The 26,990-nt window shown below is 42.6% G+C and carries 22 protein-coding genes; 11 read left to right on the top strand and 11 right to left on the bottom strand.

The features are described 5' to 3' along the window. The first annotated feature begins 41 nt into the window (after positions 1-41). Together EXA13_RS03625 and EXA13_RS03620 are read left to right on the top strand one after the other, a co-directional pair. Positions 42-1,925: a methyl-accepting chemotaxis protein gene (locus EXA13_RS03625; RefSeq protein WP_238131938.1), complete on the top strand. Its 1,884-nt coding sequence runs from the start codon at positions 42-44 to the stop codon at positions 1,923-1,925. 144 nt (positions 1,926-2,069) lie between these two features. After that, positions 2,070-3,605 (top strand): EAL domain-containing protein, encoded by a 1,536-nt coding sequence (locus tag EXA13_RS03620; protein ID WP_238131937.1) that lies wholly within the window; start codon positions 2,070-2,072, stop codon positions 3,603-3,605. A 47-nt stretch (positions 3,606-3,652) separates the two neighbouring features. On the opposite strand, the gene EXA13_RS03615 is transcribed toward EXA13_RS03620, so the two are convergent. From EXA13_RS03615 to EXA13_RS03605, 3 genes are all read right to left on the bottom strand, one after another. Next, complete coding sequence (locus EXA13_RS03615) at positions 3,653-6,490, bottom strand: FAD-binding and (Fe-S)-binding domain-containing protein (protein WP_238131936.1); 2,838 nt, start codon at positions 6,488-6,490, stop codon at positions 3,653-3,655. A gap of 9 nt (positions 6,491-6,499) precedes the next feature. Continuing rightward, positions 6,500-7,645 (bottom strand): FMN-dependent L-lactate dehydrogenase LldD, encoded by a 1,146-nt coding sequence (gene lldD, locus EXA13_RS03610; protein WP_238131935.1) that lies wholly within the window; start codon positions 7,643-7,645, stop codon positions 6,500-6,502. A gap of 111 nt (positions 7,646-7,756) precedes the next feature. After that, positions 7,757-9,451, bottom strand: a complete 1,695-nt coding sequence (locus tag EXA13_RS03605) for an L-lactate permease (protein ID WP_238131934.1) — start codon at positions 9,449-9,451, stop codon at positions 7,757-7,759. A gap of 200 nt (positions 9,452-9,651) precedes the next feature. Here EXA13_RS03605 and EXA13_RS03600 point away from each other — a divergent pair, with 200 nt between their 5' ends. After that, complete coding sequence (locus EXA13_RS03600; RefSeq protein WP_238132178.1) at positions 9,652-10,551, top strand: LysR family transcriptional regulator; 900 nt, start codon at positions 9,652-9,654, stop codon at positions 10,549-10,551. Positions 10,552-10,561: 10 nt separating this feature from the next. Here the strand turns inward: EXA13_RS03600 and EXA13_RS03595 are convergent, their stop codons facing one another. Continuing rightward, the gene (locus EXA13_RS03595) at positions 10,562-11,056 is read right to left on the bottom strand and encodes a hypothetical protein (protein WP_238131933.1); all 495 of its coding nucleotides are present in this window, start codon (positions 11,054-11,056) and stop codon (positions 10,562-10,564) included. Between the two features lie 362 nt (positions 11,057-11,418). Here EXA13_RS03595 and EXA13_RS03590 point away from each other — a divergent pair, with 362 nt between their 5' ends. Beyond that, entirely contained in the window at positions 11,419-13,779 is a 2,361-nt protein-coding gene (locus EXA13_RS03590) for a Lon protease family protein (RefSeq protein WP_238131932.1), read from the top strand. Positions 13,780-13,808: 29 nt separating this feature from the next. On the opposite strand, the gene EXA13_RS03585 is transcribed toward EXA13_RS03590, so the two are convergent. After that, positions 13,809-14,273, bottom strand: coding sequence for a DUF2850 domain-containing protein (locus EXA13_RS03585; protein WP_238131931.1), 465 nt, complete (start codon positions 14,271-14,273; stop codon positions 13,809-13,811). Between the two features lie 304 nt (positions 14,274-14,577). On the opposite strand from EXA13_RS03585, the gene EXA13_RS03580 reads away from it, so the two are divergent. Beyond that, entirely contained in the window at positions 14,578-14,859 is a 282-nt protein-coding gene (locus tag EXA13_RS03580; RefSeq protein ID WP_238131930.1) for a pyrimidine/purine nucleoside phosphorylase, read from the top strand. 160 nt (positions 14,860-15,019) lie between these two features. Here EXA13_RS03580 and EXA13_RS03575 read toward each other — a convergent pair whose 3' ends face one another. Then, positions 15,020-15,868 carry a pirin family protein gene (locus EXA13_RS03575; RefSeq protein ID WP_238131929.1) on the bottom strand — a complete coding sequence of 283 codons (849 nt, stop codon included), beginning with the start codon at positions 15,866-15,868 and terminating at the stop codon, positions 15,020-15,022. A gap of 238 nt (positions 15,869-16,106) precedes the next feature. On the opposite strand from EXA13_RS03575, the gene EXA13_RS03570 reads away from it, so the two are divergent. Then, positions 16,107-16,415: a hypothetical protein gene (locus EXA13_RS03570; protein WP_238131928.1), complete on the top strand. Its 309-nt coding sequence runs from the start codon at positions 16,107-16,109 to the stop codon at positions 16,413-16,415. Between the two features lie 268 nt (positions 16,416-16,683). Here EXA13_RS03570 and EXA13_RS03565 read toward each other — a convergent pair whose 3' ends face one another. Further along, positions 16,684-18,201, bottom strand: coding sequence for a DUF3612 domain-containing protein (locus tag EXA13_RS03565; RefSeq protein ID WP_238131927.1), 1,518 nt, complete (start codon positions 18,199-18,201; stop codon positions 16,684-16,686). A 157-nt stretch (positions 18,202-18,358) separates the two neighbouring features. Between EXA13_RS03565 and EXA13_RS03560 the strand changes: the two genes are divergently transcribed. After that, on the top strand, positions 18,359-18,937 hold the full coding sequence (locus tag EXA13_RS03560) for a hypothetical protein (protein WP_238131926.1): 579 nt from the start codon (positions 18,359-18,361) through the stop codon (positions 18,935-18,937). Positions 18,938-18,998: 61 nt separating this feature from the next. Here EXA13_RS03560 and EXA13_RS03555 read toward each other — a convergent pair whose 3' ends face one another. Both EXA13_RS03555 and EXA13_RS03550 read right to left on the bottom strand, forming a co-directional pair. Beyond that, positions 18,999-20,015 carry a GGDEF domain-containing protein gene (locus EXA13_RS03555; protein WP_238131925.1) on the bottom strand — a complete coding sequence of 339 codons (1,017 nt, stop codon included), beginning with the start codon at positions 20,013-20,015 and terminating at the stop codon, positions 18,999-19,001. Between the two features lie 188 nt (positions 20,016-20,203). After that, positions 20,204-21,130 carry a chemotaxis protein gene (locus tag EXA13_RS03550; protein ID WP_238131924.1) on the bottom strand — a complete coding sequence of 309 codons (927 nt, stop codon included), beginning with the start codon at positions 21,128-21,130 and terminating at the stop codon, positions 20,204-20,206. Between the two features lie 179 nt (positions 21,131-21,309). On the opposite strand from EXA13_RS03550, the gene ppiC reads away from it, so the two are divergent. The 4 genes from ppiC (at position 21,310) to EXA13_RS03530 (ending at position 24,351) form a co-directional block, all read left to right on the top strand. After that, entirely contained in the window at positions 21,310-21,588 is a 279-nt protein-coding gene (gene ppiC / locus EXA13_RS03545) for a peptidylprolyl isomerase PpiC (protein ID WP_238131923.1), read from the top strand. A 287-nt stretch (positions 21,589-21,875) separates the two neighbouring features. Continuing rightward, positions 21,876-22,520, top strand: a complete 645-nt coding sequence (ompW, locus tag EXA13_RS03540; RefSeq protein ID WP_238131922.1) for an outer membrane protein OmpW — start codon at positions 21,876-21,878, stop codon at positions 22,518-22,520. Between the two features lie 349 nt (positions 22,521-22,869). Beyond that, complete coding sequence (locus tag EXA13_RS03535; RefSeq protein ID WP_238131921.1) at positions 22,870-23,415, top strand: hypothetical protein; 546 nt, start codon at positions 22,870-22,872, stop codon at positions 23,413-23,415. Between the two features lie 27 nt (positions 23,416-23,442). After that, entirely contained in the window at positions 23,443-24,351 is a 909-nt protein-coding gene (locus tag EXA13_RS03530; protein ID WP_238131920.1) for an aldo/keto reductase, read from the top strand. A 70-nt stretch (positions 24,352-24,421) separates the two neighbouring features. Here the strand turns inward: EXA13_RS03530 and EXA13_RS03525 are convergent, their stop codons facing one another. Together EXA13_RS03525 and nadE are read right to left on the bottom strand one after the other, a co-directional pair. After that, positions 24,422-25,747, bottom strand: a complete 1,326-nt coding sequence (locus EXA13_RS03525) for an anaerobic C4-dicarboxylate transporter (protein ID WP_238131919.1) — start codon at positions 25,745-25,747, stop codon at positions 24,422-24,424. A gap of 275 nt (positions 25,748-26,022) precedes the next feature. Beyond that, on the bottom strand, positions 26,023-26,868 hold the full coding sequence (gene nadE, locus EXA13_RS03520) for an ammonia-dependent NAD(+) synthetase (protein ID WP_238131918.1): 846 nt from the start codon (positions 26,866-26,868) through the stop codon (positions 26,023-26,025). Positions 26,869-26,990 lie beyond the last annotated feature (122 nt).

Raw genomic sequence — 26,990 nt, 5'->3', positions numbered from 1 at the left:
AATCTCTGCGAAAAGGTTCAATTGTCTTACAGGGATATTCCATGAAACTTACATTAAAACAGAAAATAAATATGGCTAGCCTATTAGCGGTGTTTGTTATGGCAAGTGTTCTCACTTGGTTATCCGCAGGTTTAGTTGAAAGGCATACCGATGGAGCGATATTATATCGAGCGGAAGGGGTTGCAGATACGGCGGCTAAAGCATTAGAAGATTGGGTAGAGGTTCGAGCCGATATTCTTTCTGCATTTGCAGAACATGTGACTGAGCCGAATCTTCCAGCTTTCTTGCAACAAACTCGTAAAAGTGCCGGTTTTTATGAGGTATTTTTTGGGACGAGTAACGGGGAGATGTTTCGTTCTTTTCCTGAGAAAACCGTTGATGGTTTTGATCCAAGAACTCGTCCTTGGTATCGAGAGGCCGCCGCAGCTGGGCGCACCATTACGACTACGGCATATAAAGATGCAGTTTCCGGGGAAAATATGATTACCATGGCCCAGCCTGTGTATAAAAATGGGCAGATGCTTGGTGTCGTTGGGGCTGATATCCTTATTAAAGACATTGTCGACATTATTTTAAGTCTGCATGTTGGTGATAATGCTTATGTTGCATTGATTGATAGTCAAAATGGTACATTTCTCGGCCACCCAGATACATCGATGGTACTAAAACCGGTAAATAGTCGCTTTAAAGAATTAACGATGTCATTTATTCAAGAATCAGCAAGAAAAAGTGAAGTGGTTCCTTTTAGTCGAGCGGGTCATGAAACACTGATTTTCACAATGGCTGTTCCTAATACTCCATTATATCTTGAATTGATTATGGACAGAGATACGGAGTATGCCTCGTTAGATACATTAATTAAAACGTTGATGTTCAGTGCTGTAATTATTACGATCATTATTATTGTATTGGTTTCTTGGTTAGTGAGTTACTTGTTCCGTGATTTACTCCGAGTCTCTAGTGCATTAGAAGAGATTGCTTCGGGTGAGGGGGATTTGACTCAACGTTTAGAACCGCGCAGTAGTGATGAAGTGGGGCAGTTAGCGTTAAATTTCAATAAATTTGTTGGGAATATGCATACCATGGTGACGAAATTAAGCGGCATTTCACAATCACTTTCTTCACAATCACAAATTACGGCTGCACAAGCGGAAGAGCGCAGTGTTCGTATTACCATGCAACAAGATGAAATTAATATGGTGGCTACCGCAGTCAATGAAATGGCGGCCGCTACCCAAGAGATAGCCGGAAATTCAGAGAATACAGCGCAGTTCTCATCGGAAGCGGTGACGGCTTCTGCTCATGGTACAGCGTTAGTTCAGCAAACACAGCAATCTATCCAGTCTTTGGAAACAGAGGTTCATACAGCGACGGGCGTTATTCAAGAGCTTGAAGAAAATGGAAACCAAATTAGTACCATTTTATCGACCATTCAGGAAATTGCGGATCAAACCAATCTCTTGGCTTTGAACGCAGCGATTGAAGCGGCTCGAGCGGGTGAACAAGGTCGTGGTTTTGCTGTGGTGGCTGATGAAGTGCGAGTTTTAAGTCAGCGTACCCATGCTTCGACTCAGGAAATTCAAACGATGATTGAAACCTTGCAAAGCAGCACTTCTAGAGCGGTGAGCATTATGGATGGCAGCCGCAAGTGGGTTGATACCAGTGTTAATGACTCTAATTCCGCGGCTGCGAGTTTGGTCCAAATTCAAAAAACGGTGGAATCAATCAGTGATATGGCGGTTCAAATTGCTTCTGCAGCGGAAGAGCAGTCTTCGGTGACTTCAGAAATAACACGTAGCATGGAAGGAATACGGGATGTTTCTCAAGACTTCGCTCAAGAAGCTCAAGAGGCGGCAGCACAAGCGGCGGAGCTATCCAATCTGTCGGTTGAATTGCAAAATGAAATTAATCAATTTAAATTATAATTAAGTCGTCTTTGACTTCGTAGCCAATGCTCCAGAGAGCATTGGCTACTTCGTAACAGCTTGATAAAGATTTCTATATTTGTATGAGCGAAGTATTATAGTTTTGTCACTTTGGCTAGTGTTGATCTTTTTGTGAGTTGTTTTATGAATAAAGAATTAAGTAAGATTTTCAAATACTTATTGTTTATTGTTACGATACCTGTTCCTTGCATCTTGCTTATTAGTTTTATTATTTTTTGTTATGAAAGTAGAGAAAATACGAAATTAATTGCTGATGTTTATCTTAATAATCTAGAAGCCATATTAGATGATATTTATGTTACCAATGATAATATATTAAATTCTAATGGCCGCTGTGATGCCTTTAAGAAAGAAATCCTATTTGATGGTTTTCAAAGAGAATTCATAATAATAAGAAATAATAAAGTATTATGTTCCACGATTAATGATATAGATGAAGATACCGTCATAGGGTTAGTTCCAAAGAATGACAAAAACCACAATGTAGTCGAATATAAAAATGAAAGTAATAAGAAAGTATTAGGTTTTGTTAGCTCAAGTTCAGATGGCCTCCTCTCTGTTATCTCTGTTGTTAATGCCAATTATCTGAAAATGATCTTGGGATCTTATTCTGATGATCGCATAGAAAGTATTGTTATCTCCTCTTCAAAGAAAACAATTCATATATTTGGTTCAAAAACGATGTGGGAAGGGGTGTCTTTAGCCTCTAAACATATTCTCTCTTCTAAAAATATATGGGAAGAAGTCTCTATACTATCTAAAAAATATAACTTTGTCTTAACATTATATGTCGGAGAACGGTATTTTTATAACTTATACATTCGGTGTCTTTTATTTGGTTTAATCATTACTCTTCTGCTTTCTTTCTTTTACATCATCATGAAATATCTTTTCCCACCAAGAAGTGATTTGTTAAAAGATTTGAACAAAGCGATTGACCAAAAAGAGCTGTATCTGGTTTATCATTCGTTGGCAAGTAGTAAAGATGGTTACATTATTGGTTATGAATCATTGATTCGATGGATGCATCCTAGGTTGGGTGTGATTCGGCCAGACCATTTTATTCCCGTGGCTGAGAAATATGGGCTGATCAATAAAATCACGAATTATGTTTTTGAATTAGCTTACCAAGAGTGGTTGACGATTGATCGTGACATTTCGGCTGGCTTTTTATTAGGAATAAATATTCCTCCGGACTATTTATTGGATGAGTCTTGTCTTGCAGTTATCAAAGAGTATGCGAAAAAATTTGCAGATCTGAACATTGGCCTAGTATTAGAACTGACAGAAAACCAAGTGATTTGTGAAGATAAAATGAAAATTATCAATCAGTTGATTGATGAAAAGTTAATGATAGCGATCGACGATTTTGGGACCGGACAAACATCGTTATCTATGCTACAAAACACACGGTTTGATTTCTTAAAAATCGATAAGATTTTTGTCGACGCAATAGAAAGTGAATATATGAATACTCATGTGCTGGATTCGATCATACAGTTATCGCATGACCTAGGTGTTATTGTTGTGGCTGAAGGGGTTGAAACGAAAAAACAATATGAGTATTTACAAAGCAAAGGAGTAGAAGTTCAACAAGGGTACTACTTGTCCATGCCACAAGAAATTTACGATATCTATCCTCAATCAAAAGTGGCTTAGCCAACAAGAGCCTACCTTCGGGTAGGCTTGCCTAAACCACAGTCTATTTATTTTGCCACCTCGTCGACTAAATAAAGAATCGATTGGTAAGCAATACCACTATGGTGTGATAACCCGATTTCACAAGTGCGGCTATTACTAAAACCTCGAGTGCATTGCTTCGGAACTTGGGCTTTGAGTGGGTGAAGTGCCGCTTGGTTAAGTTCTGGGGTGGTAAAGCCTTTATCTCCCGCCCATCCACAACATTCAATATGTTCGGGTACAACGACATCTGATACACATGCTCTGGCCAACGTTAACATGGCATCGGCTAAGCCCATTTTTCTAGAACTGCAGGTGATATGGAGCATGACAGTTTCTTCCTTTGAAACCAGTGATAGGTGTTTAAGTAAGTACTTGCTAACAAAGCTCGCAGGTTCAAATATGGGGATGGGGCGTGTAAACTGTTCAATGCTGCGTTGGGCACACGGGCTAGTGTCCATCAGCACCGGATATTGACCATATTGACTGGCTTTCCAAAGGGCTTGTTCTAGTTGTGTTGCTTTTTGGGTGGCCAATTCTCCCATACCTTTGCTGTCATAAGGCATACCACAACACTGCTCATTGAGTGATGCTGGAAAAATGACTTCAAAACCGGCTTTATTCAGCAGTGATAAAGTCACTTCAGGTAAAGATCGAGAGTCTTGAACTTGAGTAGGCTGTCCCATTGTCCGGCTGGCACAAGAAGGAAGGTAAACCACTTTTTTATCATGACATATGCTGCTCGGGGTATGGGTTGATTGATTGAGAGAATAGCGATTGGCCGTGGGCATTTCTGCCAACCAAACGGGGGTTTTCCCTTCACTCCATTGACGTAATTGACGTGCGAGTCGCTCAAGTCGAGATGCGCCTAGTGTTTTTGCTGCCCATTGATTGGCTTGCAGGCCAACTCTTACTAAAGTCGTTGTGGTCGAAAAATGATCCGCGGTCCAACGAGCAATCGGCGTGAATTTTTGATAGTGATCACGACGTAACTGTTTGATTAAATCTCCAGTATTAATGCCTACTGGGCAACGCTCGGCACATAATCCTGTTGCTGCACAGGTTTCGACCCCTTGGTACTGAAATACGTTGTCTAATTCTCTGGCCGAGGCTTCCTCTCCTGCGCGGATTTGTCGCTGTAATTCACGATAAAGTACGATGCGTTGACGAGGGGATAAGGTTAAAGTTCGAGAAGGGCAAACCGGTTCGCAGAAACCACATTCGATGCATTTATCGATCAACGCATCAGCCGCAGGCATAGGTTTTAAATGATGAAGATGCGCTTGAGGATCGGTATTGATGATAACGCCCGGATTCAGTAATCCGTTGGGATCAAAGAGCGTTTTGATCTGCTGCATTAATGCATAACCTTCTTTGCCCCATTCTAATTCAACATAAGGAGCCATATTACGGCCTGTGCCGTGTTCCGCTTTAAGTGAGCCTTGATATTTAACGGCAACCAGCTCTGCGACGGCATCCATAAATTTGCCATAGCGATGAATGTCTGAGGGATGTTCAAAACCTTGCGTAAAAACGAAATGCAGGTTGCCTTCTAGGGCATGGCCAAAAATGATCGCTTCGTGGTAGTGATATTGCTCAAAGAGCGTTTGTAGCTCACGCACTCCAGCCGCCAGTTTTTCGACCGGAAAGGCGACATCTTCAATAATGACGGTGGTGCCGACTTCTCGTACTGCGCCCACAGCGGGAAACATCCCTTTACGAATGCCCCACAAAGTAGCGATGATTTGAGGCTCTTGAGTAAAGGGGATGGATTGAATGATGTGATAAGTGGCTAAACTATCCATAACCGTATGACACTGAGAATCTAAATCACTTTGTTGGCTGGCGTGAGATTCGATCAATAAAGCGCAAGCTTCTTGATCTAACTGAGCGATAAACTCAGGCATGCCTTTTTTATCTGCAACGGAGCGAAGCGCCCGGCCATCCATTAACTCCACGGCGGCAACGGGCGTTGAAGATAACGTGGTTACGGCTTGGCAAGCCTGCTCAATATTGGCAAAGACTAAGAGTGCCGAAGCTTTATGGCTGTGTTCTACAACCGTGTTGTAGGTGATATCGGCAATGAAGCCTAAAGTCCCTTCTGAGCCGATTAATAAGTGTTGGATAACGTCAATGGGGTCTTGATAATCGATTAATGCATTAAGTGCATAACCGGTGGTGTTTTTTAAACGATATTTGTGGCGAATGCGTGCACTTAATTCTGAGTTAGCACGAGTTTGCGCGCATAAGTGTTCAATTCCCCTGATTAATTGGGCTTTTTGCTGTTTAAATTGTGCAATGCTGTGTGGATCGCGAGTATCCAGTACCACGCCATCGGAAAAAACAATTTTCATACTATCAACGGTTTGATAAGAATTTTGTGCTGTACCACAACACATGCCACTGGCATTGTTGGCGGCAATGCCACCAATTTTACAGGTGTTGATAGAGGCAGGATCGGGGCCGATTTTTCGCTGATAAGGCGCAAGGTATTTATTGGCATCCGCACCAATTACCCCCGGCTGTAAGCGAATTTTGTTACCATTGGCGAGAATGTCATGTTGACGCCAGTCATCGGTTAAGGTGATTAAGACCGAATCAGAAACCGCCTGACCAGATAAGCTGGTTCCTGCTGCGCGAAAAGTGAAGGGAATCCCCAATTCAGCGCAGCCTTGAATTGCAAAGACAACTTCATCCAATGACTGCAATCGAAGCACTAATTGAGGAATGAGCCGATAGAAACTGGCATCAGTACCATACGCTAACCGTTTGGCTTGCTGAGTGATAATGCGTTCACTCGCAATGGTCGTGGCCAATTTCATTGTTAATTGTTGATAGTTGGCGGCTGAAGGTAATCCATTCATAATATGCCCTTACTGGATTAAACGTTGAACCAATGAATCATGAGATAAATCATGAATATTTTTTGCGCCAGTTAAGGTCATTGCTACGCGCATTTCTTGTTCAAATAAATCGAGTAACTGCTCGACACCGGCTTGCCCTTTTGCGGCTAACGCATAGGCAAAAGCTCGACCAAGCAAGGTACAATCAGCACCTAAAGCCAGCATTCTGACCACATCCAGCCCGGTACGAATTCCAGAGTCTACAAGAATTTTGAGTTCGCCTTTGACAGCATTGGCGATCTCAGGCAGGGCGCGAGCGGTCGAAAGCACACCATCTAATTGGCGTCCACCATGGTTGGATACCACAATACCATCAGCCCCAAAGCGCACAGCATCTTTGGCATCTTGTGTATCCAATATGCCTTTGATAATCATAGGACCCTCCCAAAAATCTCGGATCCATTCCAGATCTTTCCAGCTAATTGATGGGTCAAAATTTGCGCCAAGCCAACCGATATAGTCTTCAAGTTTTGTAGGTGTCCCACGATAGGTAGAGATATTACCCAGATCGTGCGGTTTTCCCCACAAACCGACATCCCAAGCCCAACTGGGGTGCATCATGGCTTGTATGATCCGCTTGGCTGCGGCATTAGGACCACTCATACCTGAATGCCTATCTCGATAACGAGCCCCGGGGACGGGCATATCCACGGTAAACACTAGGGTTGTAACTCCGGCGGCTTTCGCACGTTCGAGCACATTTTTCATAAAGCCGCGATCTTTTAATACGTAAAGCTGAAACCACATTGGGCGTGACAGAGCAGGAGCCACTTCTTCTATTGGACAGACAGAAACGGTGGATAAGGTAAAAGGAATGCCTTTATTATCCGCCGCTTGTGCCGCTTGCACTTCCCCTCGTCGGGCATACATTCCGGTTAATCCCACAGGTGCTAAGGCGATGGGCATGGCAAGCGATTCGCCGAACAGCTCTGTTTTTAGATCAAGCTCAGACATATCATTTAATACACGTTGACGTAGGGCAATATCGGCTAAGTCTGCGGTATTACGGTGTAGGGTATGTTCACTGTAGGAACCCCCATCGATATAGTGGAAAAGAAAAGGGGGTAATTTAGCTTTGGCAGCCGCTCGAAAATCAGTCGCAGCGGAAATGATCATGACATCTATCCTTATAATCAGTATCAGTAGATTAAACCTATGCAGGTTGGCTCCTTTTCCACAGAAGACAAGAATCCGTGCCTCCTGTGGTTTATGGCCAACAAAAAAATATTAAGACGTCATCAACACATCAGAAAAATTAACGCCATAAATCATCACCATACCAATAATGGCGGTGGCAACGAGGTAGTAAAAGGTTGGGATAATGGTTTTGCGCAATGTGGCACCTTCGCGACCCAGTAAACCGACGGTTGCAGAGGCGGCTACCACATTGTGGATCGCAATCATATTTCCTGCCGCAGCCCCAACGGCTTGGAGTGCAATAACCATAACGGTTGAAATATTTAAGGTTTGGGCAACTTCAAACTGAAATTGACTGAACATCATATTGGAAACCGTGTTGGAGCCTGCAATAAAAGCACCTAGTGCGCCGACCGTAGCACTTAAGGCGGGAAAGGCTTGTCCCACTAGGTCAGCCGCAAAATTAGCGGTGGTAACGGGCATACTGGCAAGATCTGCACCATTAACGCCTGAATTAATAAAAATACGGACCATGGGAATGGTAAAGACTAAGACAAAGCCTGCACCAATTAAGGTTTTGGTTGACTCTCCCAGCGCCTTTTTCATTGGTGTAAAACGACGAGACTGTATCAGTACGGCTAAAATGGCGACAAACACTAAGATGCCGCTAGGAAGATAAAGAGGATCAATGGATGTGCTCACTCCGGCTTCGCCTAAGATGTTATTAAAGCTGAGCTGTACACTGAGCAGCATCGCTTTAAACGTTTGACTCACTCGACTAGCAACCAGAATGACGGCTAACAGCACATAAGGCGTCCACGCTAGGGTTAAACTCATGGGTTTTGTTTTTAGGTCATCTAAGTTCATTTTTAATGACCCCAGCCACTCTGTAGGCCACTCGTTTTCTGGTTGAAAACGCCAAGTACTTTTCGGAATTAAGAAGCCTTTTTTAGCGGCAGTGATCACCACGGCTAAACTGATAAGTCCCCCCATTAAAGAAGGAAATTCCGCTCCTAACAAAACGCCAGTTAATGCATAAGGCAGAGTAAATGCGAGTCCTGCGAATAGGGCAAAAGGTAAAATATCTAACCCTTCGGTCCAGCTCCGACTTTTGCCGAAAAAGCGGGTCAGCATCATCGCCATCAGAACGGGCATGAAAATTCCTACGACAGCATGGGTAAGCGCAACACCAGAGGTGATCTGTTGTAAATAAACATCCCAGTTTGAGCCGTTAGCAACCAGTGACTCACTGATATTATGTGTATCAAGCCCTCGGTTAACCCCAACGATAATCGGTGTTCCCACTGCACCAAAGGAGACGGGGGTGGATTGAATCATCATGCCCATTAATACCGCTGCCAATGCCGGAAAGCCAATGGCGACAAGAAGTGGAGCGGCAATGGCGGCGGGAGTTCCAAATCCAGAAGCCCCTTCGATAAATGAGCCAAAACACCAAGCAATAATGATCGCTTGAACTCGGCGGTCGGGTGAAATATCAGTAAAACCATTACGAATCGTAGTGATGGCTCCCGTATGTTTCAGGGTGTTCAGCAAAAAGATGGCACCAAACACAATCCACAATACGGAAACGGTGATTCCTAAACCTTGAAGTATTGATGCCAGCACACGAATGGCTGACATATCCCAAAAGAGTAGAGCGATGGCAACCGTTAATAGAAAAGCGACGGGCATGGCTTTTTTGGCAGGCCAATTTAAGCCCACCAAGAGGATCGCGGCGAGCACGATCGGTGAAAACGCAATTAGCGCGAGTAGGGTGTCACTCATAGGATACATCCTTGTCCTTGAACTCTTCACCGAAAGTGGTGGCTTAACACGTGCGGTAGGGTACGAGTTAAGATTAACGAGTTCGGGTTAGTTATTTTTATTTGTAATTCGTTTGTTAATGAGTGGTAAACTTAACCCTTTATTTTTTGATGATATAGGGAAATAATGAAAATAATTAGTTCCAAAAGTGACATAATATGATGCGCGCAGACGATTTAATCTTATTCTCTCAGGTGGTTGAACTGGGAAGTTTTAGTAAAGTAGCTGAGCAAAATAGTCTTACAAATTCAGTGGTTAGCAAGAGGTTGGCACGGTTAGAAGAAGAACTTGGTGTCCAATTATTATATCGAACAACGCGTAAATTAACCCTTACTGAGGCAGGAAAGGCCTTATTAGCGAGTGCAAAAAATGTGAAGCAAGCCACGCAAGAGGCGATAGATGCGGTGTCTGGATTTGGTGAGCGGATCAGCGGCCACATAAAAATGTCTGTGCCGACGATTTCAGGGGATCTGATTTTAGCCGATGCGGTAGCCGAGTTTTGTAATCAACATCCAGGCTTAACGGTGGACATGTCATTGGATAATCGGTTTGTGGATTTGGTTGAAGGCGGGTTTGATTTAGTCATTCGTACCGGATATTTAGAAGACTCTAGCCTAATTGCTCGGCATATTCTCGATTCTCAGTGGGTGGTGTGTGCTTCTCCTCTCTATTTAGTTCGGAATGGTAAACCGAAAAAACCGGAAGATCTGGTCAATCACAACTGCTTGCAGTATGCCTATCAAACCACGGGAGCCTGTGAGTGGGAATTTAAGGGGCAGAAAGGTAATTATATTGTCACCGTCTCTGGAACCTTTTCCACCGATAACGCGACTGCCCTTCGTAAAGCGGCATTAGGTGGACATGGTATAGCTTATGTGCCTCGCTGTTTGGTCTACCATGATTTTCGTAATGGTGAATTGGTGGATATTTTCCCTCAACAAGTTGGAAAAAGGTTGGGGATCTATGCTGTTTATCCTTTTACACGTCAACCACCCAATAAAGTTCGTCTATTAATAGAGCATATTCGTCAACGCTATTTAACCATAGCGCACTATTTTTAGGCTCAGCAATTTAATTCAAGACAGGGGTATCACAAGGTTGTCCTTGAGAGTATTTTAGTTGGGTAAAATATTGATGAGCTTTTTCTAGATCCTGATATTCAAGCTGCCAAGAGGCACTTCGTTGGTTATGGCAAAATTGATGAATATGCCCAAGTAACTCATTGTTGTGTTTGTTGAGAACCTTTGCCACCGATCGAATGAGATCCGTACCTTCTATAGAGATAAATTGTAAGAGGGCATAAGTTTGGTTAAGGGCTTGATAAGCATGTTTATCTTGTCCCATGGTACAGAGTATGCCGGACTGATAGACGGCACTTTCTTTCAACCCTGTAATAAGACAAATCAGTTGACACGGTCGGGTTTGTTCGCTTTGGGCAGCATTATACAAATGTTTAGGTAGGTGGTGTAAAACGTCCGTTAGTAAATAGTGAGCTTCAGGCCAATGACCTTGAGCCAGTAATTGTTCCGCTTTGAGGTAATGGTTCCAGCACTGTTTTAAGTTCATATTGACTCCGAGCGAGTGTGAGCTTTTGATATTTAAATGCAATACATTCCCAAATGCAACTAGTTATCATTTATTGTTTGGCGCAGTGTATTGCTGGTTATTTGCCCGCTTGGCTGTGAATTAGTACTAAGTCACTAAAAAGGTTGTGCTTTTCTTCTACACTTGAGCTACAAAGGAACGTAAGGCGTAGCGATGCTACAAGAAATATGACTACAAATGAGTGGCTAGCAACGCAGAACTCACGACATGGTTAAACGCTAATTTTTTAGTAAGACATCATTAAATATCCACCCACCGTGATATAACGGCTTTTTTTAAAGCATTAGGGTGTATAACAATCATAAAAAAGATAAGGAGGGAGTATGGCAATTCAAAATTTGAGTGTTGAACAGCTCTATCACGTTGCAACATTAGAAAAACTGCCATGTAAATCAACCAAAGAATTGGCTCCCATTGATGAGATTGTTGGTCAAGAACGTGCCCAAAAAGCGGTTGAGTTTGCCATGTCCATCAAAGAGAAAGGCTATAACATTTACGCCATTGGGCGTAATGGGCTTGGCAAAAGAACCATGATTCTTCGTTATCTCAATCGACATCAGCATGAAAACACCGAGTTGTTTGATTGGTGCTATGTCGCGAATTTTGATGACATTCGTACCCCTCGGGTGTTAAAGCTTCCATCTGGTGTTGGTCAACAATTTCGGCAAGATATTGAAAAATTAATGGCAAAATTGATGAATGCCATACCCTTGGCTTTTGATAATGAACTTTATTTTAGCCGTGCAGATCGGTTGAAAAATCAGTTAGCACAGAAGCAGCAGCATGAGTTGGAAGAGATTACTCGCCGAGCAAAAGAACGGGATATTAGCCTAACTATTACAACACAAGGTGATTACCAGTTCGTTGCCATGAATGGCGAAGAGATGCATACCGAAGAAACGTTTGATGCATTAAGTAAGAAAGAGCAAGAATACTTTGCCCAAACGATTGATGAACTGGAAGTTAGCCTAAGAAATATGGTTCGTCAGTTGACGGAATGGGAAGAAGCATACAGTGAAAAAATCAAGAAATTGAATGATGATGTCACATTAGATGTGATCAGCCATTTTATTAAACAGCTCAAACAAGACTATTCCAAGTACCCAGAAATCAAAACCTATTTGACGGAGTTACAGAAAGATATTGTTGAGAATGTAGATATTTTTCTCGATGACACCGGCGAGCAAGGAGAATTAGCCACAGCCGCACTCGATAAAAAACTGCCTCGTCGCTACAAAGTGAATGTGTTGGTTTGTAGAGCATCCAAACAATTTCCGGTTGTGGTAGAAGAAAACCCTAACTATCACTCCCTGTTTGGTTATATTGAAACGGCGACGTATAAAGGCACTGTTTTTACCGATTTTTCTCTGATCCGTGCGGGTAGCTTACACAAAGCCAATGGCGGTGTGTTGTTAATGGATGCAGTAAAAGTATTAGAGCAACCCTATGTTTGGGATGGGCTCAAACGGGCACTTCGCTCGCGTCAGCTAAGTTTTACCTCATTAGAAAAAGAGGTCACCTTAACGGGGACCGTCTCTTTGGATCCAGAACCGATTCCTTTAGATGTCAAAATCATCTTATTTGGTGATTATCGAACTTATGAATTGTTGACTCATTATGATCCTGAATTTAGCGAGCTGTTCCGTGTTACCGCAGATTTTGAAGATGAGATGAAACGAACGGCAGAGAGTGAGCTGCACTATGCTCGGTTTATCTCAAGTATTATTCATGACAATAATTTGCTGCATTGTGACCGAAAAGCCATTGCACGGATCATTGAACATAGTTCACGGATGACCGGGGATCAGCATAAATTATCTTTGCATTCGGCTCATATTGCCAATTTATTACGTGAATCAAACTACGTTGCCAGACAAGCCAACTCGAATATGATTCGACAAAATCATGTTGAAGAAGCATTGAATAACCAACAAATGCGTGTCAATCGCTTGCAAGAAGGCGTTATGGAAACCTTCCTCAACGGCACAACCTTGATTCAAACAGAAGGCACGGCAATTGGTCAAGTTAATGCACTCTCCGTATTGGCGACCAGTGACCATGCTTTCGGTGCGCCGAATCGTATTACGGCTACCACCTCTTATGGTGATGGCGACATTATTGATATTGAACGCAGCGTTGATTTAGGTGGAAGTATCCACTCGAAAGGCGTGATGATCTTATCGGCTTATTTAAGTTCGGTCTTTGGTCGCACCGCTCGTGTACCACTCACTACTACCATCACGTTTGAACAATCGTATGGAGGCGTGGATGGTGATAGTGCCAGTATGGCGGAATTTTGCGCTATTGTTTCCGCATTTTCGAAACAACCTAACCGACAAGATATTGCGATTACTGGCTCAATGAACCAGTTTGGTGAAGCTCAGCCTATTGGAGGGGTCAATGAGAAAATTGAAGGCTTCTTTGATGTCTGCAATATCAAAGGACGGCATGATAACCAAGGTGTGATCATTCCTCGCTCAAATATGCATAACTTGATGTTACGCAACGATATTGTAAAAGCGGTCGAAAAAGGAGAATTTCACATTTGGGCGATTGAGCATGTCACGGAAGCCATTGAACTATTTACAGGAAAACCCGCCGGCATTGCAACCGATGATGGCAGTTATCCGGTCGATAGCATCTTTGGTTTAGCTCAGGCGAAACTGAACGCATTACGTAAATAACCCTTCAATAAGGCTTCTTTCGGGAAGCCTTATTGCTCTCTAAAGTGTTCTGATACTGCGGTCCGACGAGTGGGAGTTGGGTCGGTTGATACCGTGTGTTCGTAGCCTTCACGGATGAAACGTTGATGAGGAATTAATGGCTCAACTCGGCGTAATTGTGGTGATTGTTGTGTGCCGGATAATTGATAAATGGCGATGCCTCCCCCCGTTGTAACTTCAATACTTCTTCCATCAAATGCAAATTGAGTACTGATTAACCGTTCATTACGAAAGACGCCTTGTTCATTAAAGGTGAGCACTTCTGTCAAATGATTTGGAGTACCGATTTCTATCCATGAGCCATAAACATGTTTAGGATGGACATAATCTTGATAGCTAAAATAGATTAAAATCGCAAAAATTAATGCCAAAAGGGCCAATAATAGCCAAAAAACCGTTTGCAGCATCACTTGTTTGGATGCGGATCCATAATTTCGATAACGCTTTTTGATCATGCTCTCATCTATTTTTTGATGCATCGTACAGGGTTAAATCGACTCATTTTTGATACTCCTTGATGCATATATTGATATTACCCATTGATTTAGAGTGAAGGAGTGGGGTGGGAAGCGCAACAAGGATGATAGAAAGTATGATCTAGATTCAATATTTATCCAGCCATGAGGGTTGATAATGGGCTTCTTTTTCTTGCTTGCGATGTGTTATTTCCTTGTGCTGAGAATCAACTTAAGTTAAAAACAGCAATGGTGTTTGCTCCTTTGCAACACCATTGATGACGATTTTTGACAAGGAACAAGAATGATTAAGGAAAATAGCTATTTCGATGGCACAGTAAAATCTTTAGGTTTTCAACAAAATGGAAATCAGATCACGGTTGGTGTGATGGCTCCTGGTGAATATACCTTTGGTACGGATGCGCCAGAGCGAATGACAGTCGTTAAAGGGGCATTGACAGTTAAACGTCATACGGATGCTGACTGGGTAACCTTTCAAACTGGCGAGGTATTTGACGTTGCAGGTCAGTCGTCATTTGATCTACAAGTGGCTCAAGCTACCGCTTACTTATGTGAATATTTGTAATCTATTTTTGTTGGTGATTCGTACCGTTATTAGGTATAAAAAAGCCACACTCGTAGAGTGTGGCAAAAACAAAAACAAAAAGAAAAGGCAGTATTATTTACTTTTTGTTAAACACTGATCTTAAAAGATCAAGCTTGGACAGAAATGATGAATAGAACACTTAGTAGGTTTCAAATAAACCGCTGTTATAGTCTTGAATCGCTTGCTCTATTTCTTGCACACTGTTCATGACAAATGGGCCATAATGTACAATCGGTTCATTAATCGGTTGCCCCATGAAAATCAGTACACCACTGGTGTCTTGGGCAAACAATTCTACGGCCTCTCCTAGTGATAACAGAGCCATTTCCCCTTGCATTAACACCCGTTGACCTACTTTGATGCTTCCTTTGTATGCATAAAGCATCATATTGTAGTGCTTAGGGGTTTCCAATGTCACTTGATTGCCAGGGTTAGCTTGCCAATCAGCAACGGTTGCAGGAACACCCGTATGAGTAAGAGGGCCTTGTACTTCTTTCCCATCAGCCATGATGCTACCAGCAATCAGTCGCAATAAACCTAGAGTAGCTTCTCGATGCTCAGTAATCGTTTCCGGCTGAAAATCGTGGTATTTCGCCTCTATCATTTTGTCTTTCGCTGGTTGGTTGAGCCAAATTTGGAAGCCATGCAAATCCCCATTTTCCATGATGGGCATTTCACTGTGAATCACCCCACGACCTGCGGCCATCCACTGCGCGCCTCCGCTACGCAGTTCACCCACATTGCCCATATGATCGCGATGTTGAAAATGACCTTGAAGCATATAGGTCAGTGTTTCAATACCTCGATGAGGATGAGGAGGAAACCCACCTACGTAGTCCGCACGTTGGTCAGATTTCAACTCATCAACCATGAGAAAAGGTGAAAATCTAGCATCGTTAAAGCCAGCAATGCGACGGATTTTAACGCCATCACCATCAGACGTTGCTTGGGCTGGAATTAACTGACGAATTTCTCGATATGTGCTCATTAGGATTCTCCGTAAGTGGAATAGAGCTCTATTGTAGCGAGCGGTTCAGAAAAGAAGAGCAATAGCATTTGAGGGTGTTATTCAATAAATTTGAACAAATGCCGTGAGGGCTGTCGCCTCTTTCTCTTCTTATCTTTGTCGGTTCAAGGGAGAGCGACCAAAGTCTGAAAGAATGATTAAGCGAATATGGCATGGGTTGTCTATAATTTAACCAAGGCAAACTGTGTAAGGAGGATTTATGGCTATCGCTCCCAAACATACCGATCCTTATTCACGTTATGACCCCGATAGCGATCTCACCACAGACCAGTTGCATCGCTTTACTCAAGCGGCGAATAACGCTCAAAAAAAGCGGGAAGAGCAATCGGCAGAAGAGAAGCCAGTAGAAGAAAAATCGTCAATGATGGCGGCGGTTCGTCGTGCACGACGCCATGCGTTCAAGCCGATAGTCATGACAAAGCCAGATAAGCCGAATACGCTTCGTTATATTATTTGGTTGGTGGTATTTGCTTCTGTCGGTTTGTGGTTAATGTATATGTCAGCTTAAGTTCAATTAATCAGCAAGCATAAGATTGCAATTCGCAATGATTTTGCATTATGCAATTTTATTATGAGATTAGTTGTAATGAAACTGGTGCTTTTTTATTCAAAGCTACGTTTTTTATGGGTTTGAAAGTTGGCACGCTATATGCTTTGTATAGTGTGACCCTTTTAAGCCGAGGGTCACCTAGCCAACTGACGTTGTTAGTGAACCTTTTTGTTCACATCTATATACAGCCAATTGCGACTCTTGCGATTGGCTATTTTTTTATTTGTTACTCTCCACATTTTTGATAACAACTCGGAATCCGAGGGCAAACCGCACCTCGAGAGCAGATCAACCGCGCTTGGTTTTCAATGCCGCGTTCAATCCAGTTAATATTTAAAATTTTAGCAATAGTTAATAAATCCTTCTTAATATGGCGAGGGATTGATGTCGTGCCACCTTGTGCGACACAGGAGGCTTTTAATTCTTCAGCAATCGTTCGAGCGTCCCCCCCTTGCGCATTAATCGCTGGGTTGAGGTCAATTCCTGCACAAAGTACTCGATTGTTTCCTGCAGGGTCGGTCATATTCATGGACTCACAGCAGTAGATTCGTGGTTCATCACCGACATTTAAAATGGAGATTTGAGCAGAGCTACCGGGCTGAGGTTCCGCTAAACGACGAAATACGGCCCAATGTTGGCAAGGGTCATTTACCTTGCGCATATTTCCCCATGGGAGGGGAATGCCATTTCCACGATACACTGCTTTTAGCTTTCCTTCCCCATAAGCATCAAAATAGTGCCAATGAGGATAAGGTGATACCACCGTCATCCGTCTCATTGCTACCGAGGGAGAAACACCAGCCTTTTGATGCACGGCAATTTCATAACCATTCCTATCTAGCAACTGGCGAAATGGCACCTTAGGGCAGAGTAATGCACCAGCAAAAAAGCTGGATTCAAAGTCTCGCCAAGCTTGCAAAATATCTTGAGAATTCAGTTCAGAACTTTGTGGCGTTTCAGCGTGTTCTTCCCAACTGTGTGTATGCCCAACCGAAAGAACGCTTTTTAACCCATCTTTGCTATGAAGGATATTGTGGCCAATGTAGACAGCCAAATCATATTTTAGCCGAGTGGGGTAGTTGCGCAGAATTTCATTTAAGTAAATATGGCCCGGAGGCTCAAAGAATGAGGTGACCAGCTGTTTTGCACTGATACCAAGTTCATCGACGACATCGTGTGGAGTACGAGTCACCCAACGAACGGTTAAGCCTAAACTTTTTGCTATATCAATTAAGTCTTCCACGGCTAAGTTAAGGCGTTTTAATCCAACTTCTTCAGCAGCTCGTTCTAAGTCGGGAAAATGATTTTGTAAGCTTTCTTGGTGAGCTCGGATCAAAAGGTGAGCAAACTGTCGGCCTGTGATTCCTGCTTGTGAAAGCATTTCAGGAATGGCAATTTGTAAAATGTCATTAGAAAATAGGAAGCTTGGCTCAAGAGCCATGCCGCTGATTCCCCCTCGATTGCCTTTATCTGGCGTAATGTCAGCTTGTTCGGGTTCATCATCCAAAAACCAACGAGGATCTTTTTGAAAAACTTCAGCAATGACTTCCAGCATTTCTACACTTGGTACCCGCTTACCCCGTTCAATCATGGAGAGATAGGAAACGGATGGTGCATATTCTGGATTGACACGAATACAGCGGGCAGAGAGATCTTCCATTGTTAAGTGGTTGCGTTTTCTCAAATTTCTTACTTTTGTACCCAGAAAATGAGACTGTCTAACTAAGCTTTTCGATATGGTCATTTTGTAAAATTCACATTGTAAAATTTTTGTTGTGAAATTGTATCCAATAATGCGTTAGTCTACCTACTAAGCAAGTCACAAACTTGAACAAAATTTAACATAAGTTTGAAAGGGCTGCTCTAGGACACCATTGAAAGTTATCCATGAGGGAAAGACGATGAATATGCTGACATTCGATAAAACTGAAATTCAACAACAAAATAAACCCTTTATCGCTGAAGCTGTCTTCGCCGTCGAGACAATCAGCGCGCATTTACAACGAGAAAAACAACAGAGAGCGAAGCAGCTGCTTGATCGTTTATTTCCATTAGAAAGTGGTTCTCACCAAGAGGTCACGAGCTATGTTATCGATTACCATCATGTATTGGCGTATTTTAAAAATGGTCAGCATAGTGGTTTGAAGCATCCTAAACAGTTTATTGCGTATATGGGTGGGAAAGAGCAGCCTTGTTCGATTTTATTTCGAGATGGAAACGGTAGCCATGTTGAAGTATTACTGGGATGCCAACGTGGAACGGGCTGTATTGAATTGATCGATATTGATGATATTCAATTGGAAACGAGCACGGTTCTTAGCCAAGAAGTCAATGATAGGGTGCCAAACGCCGTTATACGTCATTGGATTAGTTTAATTAAAGGGGACGAGCGTGGTAAGCCTCAAGCCTGTAGTGAAGATAAAGAGTTCACGGCAAAGAGTGGGGAAGATTACCGCCTGAGTTACAGCTTTCATTTATAAGTCGTTGTCATTGATGAAAACCTTGAGCATAACTTTCTAATGCTCAAGGTTTTTATGGATTTTATAGCGGCATGACTCGGTTACGGCCTAAATTTTTTGCCTCATAGAGGAGTTTGTCGGCTCTATCAACCAGATCATCTGCACTCTCAATAGGTTGATATTCCACTACCCCAAAAGAAGCCGTAATGTTTCCGACTTGTTGGCCGGTTCGGCGATCTCGAACGTATAATTTTTCAATGGAACGTCGTAGAGAATCCGCAAATTGACGAGCGCTACGTAATGATTTATGCGGGAGAATAAGAGCGAATTCTTCGCCACCAAATCGATAGGCTGTGATCCCTTCTCGGCAACTGGTTTGAATACGTTTTGCCAAAGATCGAATAATGGCATCACCAAACAGATGGCCAAAGTCATCGTTATAGGATTTAAAATGATCCACATCTAAGAGAATTAGACTCATTGCTTGCTGAGCATGAACCAAGCTGAGTAGGTCATCATTAAAAGATCGGCGGTTATAAAGGCCGGATAGAGAATCAAATCGGGCATCTTTTTGTACTTCAGACAATTGATTGCGTAGCCGAGATATTTCCTCACAGGCGTTTTTGAGCTGGTTGCTTAGAAAACGGGTCGAATGGCGAATATCTTGTGATTCACTCACCAGTTGACGGATTAAGTTCATCACCTCTTCAATGGATAGATCTTCTTTTTCTACGCGTTCTAAATGGCTAAAGCTTTTCTCTATGACCGCTTCAAAAGCGCAGGTATCAGTCATGGTATCAGACATTGAGTTCGCCACTTCACCAGCTAAAACTTCAATATTTGAACGAAGCTCACTCACGGTTGTTTCTACTTTAGAGGCAATAAATTGCTGATAGAGAGCATCACCTGCAGCGGGTGGGCAAATACCGAAATTATTTAATACATCATCGAGCTCTTGGTTGAGTTGGGGAATCGCATTATCAACATAGGTATACCAAAGCGCGTAGTTGGTGGGGTTCGCTGCAACATGATGCTTCATCATCAAGGGAACCGCTTTTTTTAAATTTTCGGTGGATTTTTTAAAAACGTCGTCAGTCATGGTCTTGCAAACATTACTGCCCAGTAAATTCGATACGCTTAGAGTAGCGGATTTTATTTTATATTGCTGCAAATAAATAAGCTCAGGGGGGCGGTGAGATAAAGAATGCGATCGCTTAAGCGCTTTTGTTTTTATTTATTGAGGGGGGGATGACGAGGGCGCTTTCTGCGCCCTCGGTGAGGATAGATTTAATGAGCTAAGCTTGCATGGCGCTGAGCTTCTATCGTTTTGGCTCCTCGTAGCATCGCCTCGATAAGCTCTGTAGCATTAAATTTTTCTAATGCCTCATGAGCACCGACTTGATGTGCTCTATCAACACAAATTTCACTTGAGAGGGAGGTATGCAAAATACAATATGCATGATTGAGTTTTTCATCATTTTGTACTTCAAAAGCAAGTTCGTACCCATCTAGCCCTGGCATTTCGATATCACTCACGAGAATATCGATTGCTTTATGTTCATCTGCTTCACGGCGCATTAACTCAATCGCATCCAACCCATTTTTACAAATTTGGTAAGGAATATTTATGCTATCTAACGCATCCGAAAGTTGTTTGCGGGCAATAGAGGAATCGTCGACCAGCAAAATATTTAAAGGTTTGAGGCGTTCACGTTCAATATCGGTAAGCATTGGTACTTTTGCCGATTCATATTGTGGATAGATTTTTGAGAGCAAAAGTTCGACATCCAGTAATTGAACGATGCGATCTTGATAACGAGTAATTCCTGTCACAAAAACATTATGACCTGCAGAACTCGGTGCAGCTTCAATGGTCCGCCAATCACACTCGATAATCTTTTCGATACCACGTACCATAAACGCAACGACAGTGCGTAGACAGTCAGTCACAATCAAATAGCAATCTTTATATTCTTGCTCAGTGATGCGTCGAAACCCAATAGCGGCAGCCATATCAATAACTGGTACGGTGAGATCTCGGATAGTGACGGTCCCTACTACATGATGATGAGAATACGGGATCTGAGTCATCGGTAAAAAGGGAACAATTTCTCGAACTTTTAGCGTTCCTATCGCAAACAGTTGTTTCTGCGAGTTCAAGGTGAACATCAACATTCCTTGTGACTGGTTTGCTTTACTGATGGTTTTTGCCATAACACACTACTCAAAATAAACGCTTTTCTATCTGTCTATAGTAACTGAAAAACGTCAATCAGTAACGTTATCAAGTCATTTTTACGGAGAGGAAAGCAGAAAAAGCGATCAGATACCGAGGTGATGCATTCCCCTTAGCCTTTCGTTACACTATGCCGCTTTTATTATGGGAGAGAATTATGGCCAAAACGGCAGCCGCATTACACATTTTAGTCAAACACAAAGAGCAGGCAGAGGCTTTGCTTCAGCAGCTTAAAAAAGGGGCAAAATTTCAAACGTTAGCGAGAAAACATTCCTTATGTCCATCGGGAAAACGAGGCGGAGACCTAGGTGAATTCCGCCAAGGGCAAATGGTACCAGCCTTTGATAAAGCCTGTTTTCATGGTGAAGTTTTAACGCCTCAGTTAGTCAAAACAAAATTTGGTTGGCATATTGTTAAAGTGCTGTATCGCACCTAGCCAGATAGTTTTTTTACCAACCTGCAAACCGGGTCGAAGTTATGGCCCCATTCGTGAACGGTTTATTGATTTAAGTCCGTTGTTTCCCCGATGGAATGTTGTGATACACGATAAATTTGCATTAGATAATTGTTTATCATTTGAGGGTGGAAAGTGACGGAGTTTACATATTTCCATACTTTTATGTAATAAATTTTACAAATTGATTTCCATCAAATTTATGTGGTCTTTCTGTGCTATGTTGCGGCAATAACAATAATTATTAGCCCAACAAAAGGAAAACCATAATGAAAAAAACAGCATGTGGATTGGCGGTATTAGCCACACTTGTCTCAACCAATGTGCTAGCCCATCAACAAGGCGATATTTTAGTTCGTGCTGGTCTAGCTGCCGTTGTGCCCAATGATAGCAGTGATAAAATCCCCAACACCAGTAACGAATTAGAAGTCAATACTAATACTCAGCTCGGATTAACCATCGGGTATATGCTGACGGATAATTTCAGTGTTGAATTACTTGCTGCAACCCCGTTCTCCCACGATATCTCGACTAAACTTGGTGGGTTAGGTGATATAGGTAAAACAAAGCATTTACCGCCAACCGTAATGGTTCAATACTACTTTGGTGAGGCGAATTCAGCGTTTCGCCCTTATGTAGGGGCGGGCGTTAACTACACCAAGTTTTTTGATGAAAAATTTAATAGTACGGGAAAAAGTGCGGAGTTAAGTGATCTTAAACTCGATGATTCGTGGGGATTGGCAGCCAATATCGGTTTTGACTATATGCTTGACGACAATTGGTTTTTTAACGCTTCGGCTTGGTATGCCAATATTGAAACCACAGCAAAATATAAGATTGATTCTAACAAAGTCGCCACGGATGTGAAAATTAACCCTTGGGTCTTTATGATTGCTGGAGGGTATAAGTTTTAAGTTATTGATTATTAACTACCTTAAATTTAAGACCAAGAGGTGCATTAAGCACCTCTTTTTGGTTCCCTGTTATTTTTCGGTTAAGTATGCCGCTTCTTTTTCGTTTTGTTAGCCCAAGTGGAATGGTTTTTTGTGATGTCGCTTGGCTAAAAAGCTTGTTCCCCGCTTAATGGAAAGGCACTATAGCTGTTGAATTTACTATTGTTGGGTTTTATGGTTTGAGCCTGACCTCGTCTGTTGAGTCAATCGTTTCTGTGCGAATAACCACTTTTATCTATGCTGCCGCTATATCGGTAATACCGTTTGTCTGTGAAGTGGAGGCGACGCTAACCTCACAGGATAAACTGGTATGATCCGCTGGATGAGCATCGTGGGATCTCTTTGGTTGGTAACGGCTTATGCCGCACACCCGACCTTTATCGTACCTTTTTTACAAAATGATGGGCTCTTTCCTTCCTTTGAGCATATTGATCAGAGCCCATATTGGTTTGAGTGTGGTGAGCTGATAACAGACAAGCGTTGGTGTAGTGATCCGTTTTATTATTATTCGACTTCAGTTTGGGCCAGTGTTGAGCAAAATACCGATCAAACCGGAGTGATGACGATGTACAGCGATTATTCACCTCATGCATGGAGCCACCTTCAACTGGGTTTAAGGCAAGATGGTTTGCAACTGGTTTGGGCAAAACTGGGCGATAATGAGTTTGATGTACTAAAGCGGCGAGATGATGAGTCTTGGCAAGAGGTTGATCGTGCGTTGATTGTATTCTTAAACCGCTATGTAGGTGTGTTTCCTAAAATACAAGGTTGGCTTTCTCAGCAAAGACAAGTGCAGTTAAAGACGGATGGATCCACCATCGAGCTGCAATGGATTTATGTTAACAATCGTTCATAATATATTGAACGTAAAGGAGTATTACCCATGGTTGCAAAAATAACGATGGCATCGAAAGGGCCTGAGTTCTCAGAGCTGGTGCAAGGTTACTGGCGCTTAGGTGAGTGGAATAAGACGCCACAAGCGCGTTTAACCTTCCTCAAGCAACATGTTGAACTGGGCATCACAACGGTTGATCACGCGGATATTTATGGTAATTACCAATGCGAACATTTATTTGGTGAAGCGCTAGCTCTTGAGCCATCACTTCGTGAACAACTGCAGATTGTGACCAAATGTGATATTAAGCTGTGCAGTGATCAATTTCCGGATCGGAAGATTAACCACTATGACACCAGCTCTGCACATATTTATCAGTCTGTAAATCAGTCTTTGCAACGTTTAGGTGTTAATGAGTTAGATGTACTGTTGTTGCATCGCCCTGATTTGCTGATGGATGCAGATGAAGTTGCAGAAGCGTTTGCTGAATTACATAAAGTCGGTAAAGTGAAACATTTTGGGGTGTCGAATTTTTCTCCTGCACAATTTGAATTGCTACAGTCTCGACTAGGTAAACCGCTAGTGACGAATCAGGTGGAAATCAATCCATTGAATTTTGAGGTTGCTCACGACGGTACGTTAGATCAACTACAAATGCTTCGTGTTCGCCCCATGGCTTGGTCTTGTTTGGCGGGCGGGATGCTCTTTAACGGGCAAAGTGAGCAAGCACAACGTGTGCGATTGGTTCTTGAACAATTGAAAGAAGAGATTGGCGCACAGAGTATTGACCAAGTGGTGTACGCTTGGGTACGTAGCTTGCCTTCTCAACCTTTACCTATCATTGGTTCTGGAAATATAGAACGAGTAAAAGCGGCGGTAGCAGCATTAGAGCTAACGTTAACCCGTGAGCAATGGTATCGAGTTTGGGTGGCAGCGAAAGGGCATAACGTGCCTTAAATTACGCTTTCATGATAAAAAAGCCGCAGCATGGTATTGTGCCGCGGCTTTTTATTTTATAGCTGTGGTATTAACCAATCACAATTTGCCCGAGTACGTAACCTAAGCAACATGCGCTGATCACACCCACTAAACCGGGAGCCATAAAGGAGTGGTTAAAATACCATTTACCTATTTTGGTGGTGCCTGTCATGTCAAAGTTAACAGTAGCAATATCCGATGGATAATTAGGAATAAAGAAGTAACCATACAATGCAGGCATAAGCCCGATTAACAAGGCGGGTTCTAAACCTAGCGCTAAACCAACCGGTAGCATCATCTTGGCAACGACGGCCTGTGAATTCACGACAACGGAAACGATGAATAGTGCGAGAGCAAAGGTCCAAGGGTAGGCATTTACCATGTCGATAATACCAGAGCGGAACTGCGGCATCGCATATTGGAAATAAGTGTCAGACATCCAAGCAATACCAAAAATGGCGATTGCGGCCACCATTCCGGACTTAAAGACAACCCCTTCAGGGACCACTTTAGGGTTCACTTTTGCGACCAGTAAAATAATCCCACCAAAGCAGAGCATCATCATTTGAATGACGGTAGCCATATTGACGGGTTTATCACCGCCAACCATGCGCACTTCTGGGAACATCGCGACAAAAACAATCACTAGAATCGACAAAATGAAGAGTAATACCGAGTTTCTGGCAGCATCGGGGAGTTTTTCATCCAATGATGTTGCAGTAGTGCTCAAGATTTTTTCTTTAAAAATAGGATCTTGTAATCTAGCTTGGTAGTCCTGATCTTGATCCAGTTCCTTACCTCTACGCATGCTATAAAGTGACATTAATATCGTGCCAAATAATGTGGCAGGAACGGAAACCATCAAAATAGAGAGCAGAGTAATACTGTGGTTGATATTAGAGAGTTCTGCTAAGTAATAGACGACAGCCGCAGAAATAGGAGAAGCGGTTATCGCAATTTGTGAAGCAACGGAAGCGGCTGCCATTGGGCGTTCAGGGCGGATTCCATTTTTCAGAGCGACATCACCAATAATGGGCATAATGGAATAGACCGCATGGCCAGTACCCAATAAAAAAGTCATTGAGTAGGTGACTAAAGGCGCGATTAAGGTGACGCGTTTTGGGTTGCGGCGCAATAAACGCTCGGCGACTTGTAACATGTATTTAAGGCCACCCGCCGCTTCAAGAATAGAAGCACAGGTTACAACGGCCAAAATAATCAACATTACGGTAATTGGAGGAGAGGTGGGCGGCATTTTGAAAATAAAAACTTCAATAACCAAGCCAATGCCTGAAACAACCCCTAGACCAATACCACCATAACGAGAACCCGTGTAAAGGATCAGCAAGAGGAATAAAAATTCCAAATAGAGCATAAATAGAAACCTTATTATTAAAATAAATAGCATCTATTTTCCTGCGCTATACATAAAAAATATGAAGCAGGGTTCACACAAAATTACATTTTAAAAATGGAAAGATTTAGGTGTGATGTATGTCGCATTTTCTATGAAAAAAGTAAACGAATTGACGCGCTAGCTGTAGCGAAAATGTTGTGCCACAAAGTGAGAAATGTAAAGGAAAGCCAAACTAAAAAGGTTTGGCTTCACAAGTGATGATTCTCTTGTCACTCTTTTATGCTACTGAGTGTTTATTGTTTTTCGATTTCATCATAAATGGTGGGGATAGGCTGGCGTTTATGTTGTGTCGTCAGATAAATTTGGATCAACCGCTCAGTGACAGATGAGGGTACGGGCTTACCTTCTAAAAAATCATCAATTTGTTCATACGTCAGGTTTAGTGCCTCTTCATCAGCCTTTTGTGGCGCAAGCTCTTCTAAATCTGCGGTTGGTACTTTGTGGACTAATACTTCTGGCGCTCCAAGTGCCGCTGCTACCAAGCGTACTTGACGTTTATTCAGGCCAAATAGAGGTGCTAGATCACAAGCCCCGTCTCCGTATTTAGTATAAAAACCAGTGATATTTTCGGCTGAGTGATCGGTCCCTAGCACTAGCCCCCCTACATAACCAGCAATTTCATATTGAGCGATCATCCGAGCTCGAGCTTTTACATTTCCTTTTACAAAATCAATTTTGGCGGTATCGGTTGGTAATAAGCCCGTACCCGCCAGTGCTTCATGTGAGGCAGCATGCAAACCGTCTACCCCTGATTTTATATTGACAGAAACAGAATAGGTCGGTTGGATAAAAGAGAGGGCGAGTTGAGCTTCTTGCTCATCTTTTTGTTCGCCATAAGGTAAACGAACCGCAATAAATTGGTAGTGGTCGGTATGGTATTGCTGATTTAAGGCATCCACAGCTAATTGAGCTAAACGTCCGCAGGTTGTTGAATCGACTCCACCACTGATCCCCAGTACCAGAGCTTTACATCCAGACTCTAGCAGTTTGCGCTTAATGAAATTCACTCGGCGCTCAATTTCAAATTGTGGTTCTATACTGGGTTGCACCCGCATTTCTTCTCGAATCGTTTGTTCCATAATCTTTCCTTTGCCAGCAAGCGAAACCGCATCGGGAGGCTCGCATCTTGATATGAGTTAGTTATATCATACCGCAAACGATAAATTAGAAAACCGTGAATACGATCTCGAAAATAGAGAGA

The organism is Vibrio cincinnatiensis (assembly GCF_022113815.1).
In the GTDB taxonomy this organism is placed as follows: domain Bacteria; phylum Pseudomonadota; class Gammaproteobacteria; order Enterobacterales; family Vibrionaceae; genus Vibrio; species Vibrio cincinnatiensis_A.
The sequence above is the reverse complement of the archived record's forward strand: the minus strand, read 5'-3'. Positions and strand labels throughout refer to the sequence as shown.

What these genes read in the sequence shown, in the direction of transcription:
- EXA13_RS03585 (WP_238131931.1), bottom strand. Translation starts at nt 14,273, where the DNA reads ATGATCAAAAAGCGTTATCGAAATTATGGATCCGCATCCAAACAAGTG.
- EXA13_RS03535 (WP_238131921.1), top strand. Translation starts at nt 22,870, where the DNA reads ATGATCCGCTGGATGAGCATCGTGGGATCTCTTTGGTTGGTAACGGCT.
- EXA13_RS03595 (WP_238131933.1), bottom strand. Translation starts at nt 11,056, where the DNA reads ATGAACTTAAAACAGTGCTGGAACCATTACCTCAAAGCGGAACAATTA.
- EXA13_RS03620 (WP_238131937.1), top strand. Translation starts at nt 2,070, where the DNA reads ATGAATAAAGAATTAAGTAAGATTTTCAAATACTTATTGTTTATTGTT.
- EXA13_RS03530 (WP_238131920.1), top strand. Translation starts at nt 23,443, where the DNA reads ATGGTTGCAAAAATAACGATGGCATCGAAAGGGCCTGAGTTCTCAGAG.
- EXA13_RS03615 (WP_238131936.1), bottom strand. Translation starts at nt 6,490, where the DNA reads ATGAATGGATTACCTTCAGCCGCCAACTATCAACAATTAACAATGAAA.
- EXA13_RS03590 (WP_238131932.1), top strand. Translation starts at nt 11,419, where the DNA reads ATGGCAATTCAAAATTTGAGTGTTGAACAGCTCTATCACGTTGCAACA.
- EXA13_RS03605 (WP_238131934.1), bottom strand. Translation starts at nt 9,451, where the DNA reads ATGAGTGACACCCTACTCGCGCTAATTGCGTTTTCACCGATCGTGCTC.
- EXA13_RS03580 (WP_238131930.1), top strand. Translation starts at nt 14,578, where the DNA reads ATGATTAAGGAAAATAGCTATTTCGATGGCACAGTAAAATCTTTAGGT.
- EXA13_RS03555 (WP_238131925.1), bottom strand. Translation starts at nt 20,015, where the DNA reads ATGACTGACGACGTTTTTAAAAAATCCACCGAAAATTTAAAAAAAGCG.
- EXA13_RS03625 (WP_238131938.1), top strand. Translation starts at nt 42, where the DNA reads ATGAAACTTACATTAAAACAGAAAATAAATATGGCTAGCCTATTAGCG.
- EXA13_RS03570 (WP_238131928.1), top strand. Translation starts at nt 16,107, where the DNA reads ATGGCTATCGCTCCCAAACATACCGATCCTTATTCACGTTATGACCCC.
- nadE (WP_238131918.1), bottom strand. Translation starts at nt 26,868, where the DNA reads ATGGAACAAACGATTCGAGAAGAAATGCGGGTGCAACCCAGTATAGAA.
- EXA13_RS03525 (WP_238131919.1), bottom strand. Translation starts at nt 25,747, where the DNA reads ATGCTCTATTTGGAATTTTTATTCCTCTTGCTGATCCTTTACACGGGT.
- EXA13_RS03565 (WP_238131927.1), bottom strand. Translation starts at nt 18,201, where the DNA reads ATGACCATATCGAAAAGCTTAGTTAGACAGTCTCATTTTCTGGGTACA.
- ppiC (WP_238131923.1), top strand. Translation starts at nt 21,310, where the DNA reads ATGGCCAAAACGGCAGCCGCATTACACATTTTAGTCAAACACAAAGAG.
- lldD (WP_238131935.1), bottom strand. Translation starts at nt 7,645, where the DNA reads ATGATCATTTCCGCTGCGACTGATTTTCGAGCGGCTGCCAAAGCTAAA.
- ompW (WP_238131922.1), top strand. Translation starts at nt 21,876, where the DNA reads ATGAAAAAAACAGCATGTGGATTGGCGGTATTAGCCACACTTGTCTCA.
- EXA13_RS03575 (WP_238131929.1), bottom strand. Translation starts at nt 15,868, where the DNA reads ATGAGCACATATCGAGAAATTCGTCAGTTAATTCCAGCCCAAGCAACG.
- EXA13_RS03600 (WP_238132178.1), top strand. Translation starts at nt 9,652, where the DNA reads ATGCGCGCAGACGATTTAATCTTATTCTCTCAGGTGGTTGAACTGGGA.
- EXA13_RS03560 (WP_238131926.1), top strand. Translation starts at nt 18,359, where the DNA reads ATGAATATGCTGACATTCGATAAAACTGAAATTCAACAACAAAATAAA.
- EXA13_RS03550 (WP_238131924.1), bottom strand. Translation starts at nt 21,130, where the DNA reads ATGGCAAAAACCATCAGTAAAGCAAACCAGTCACAAGGAATGTTGATG.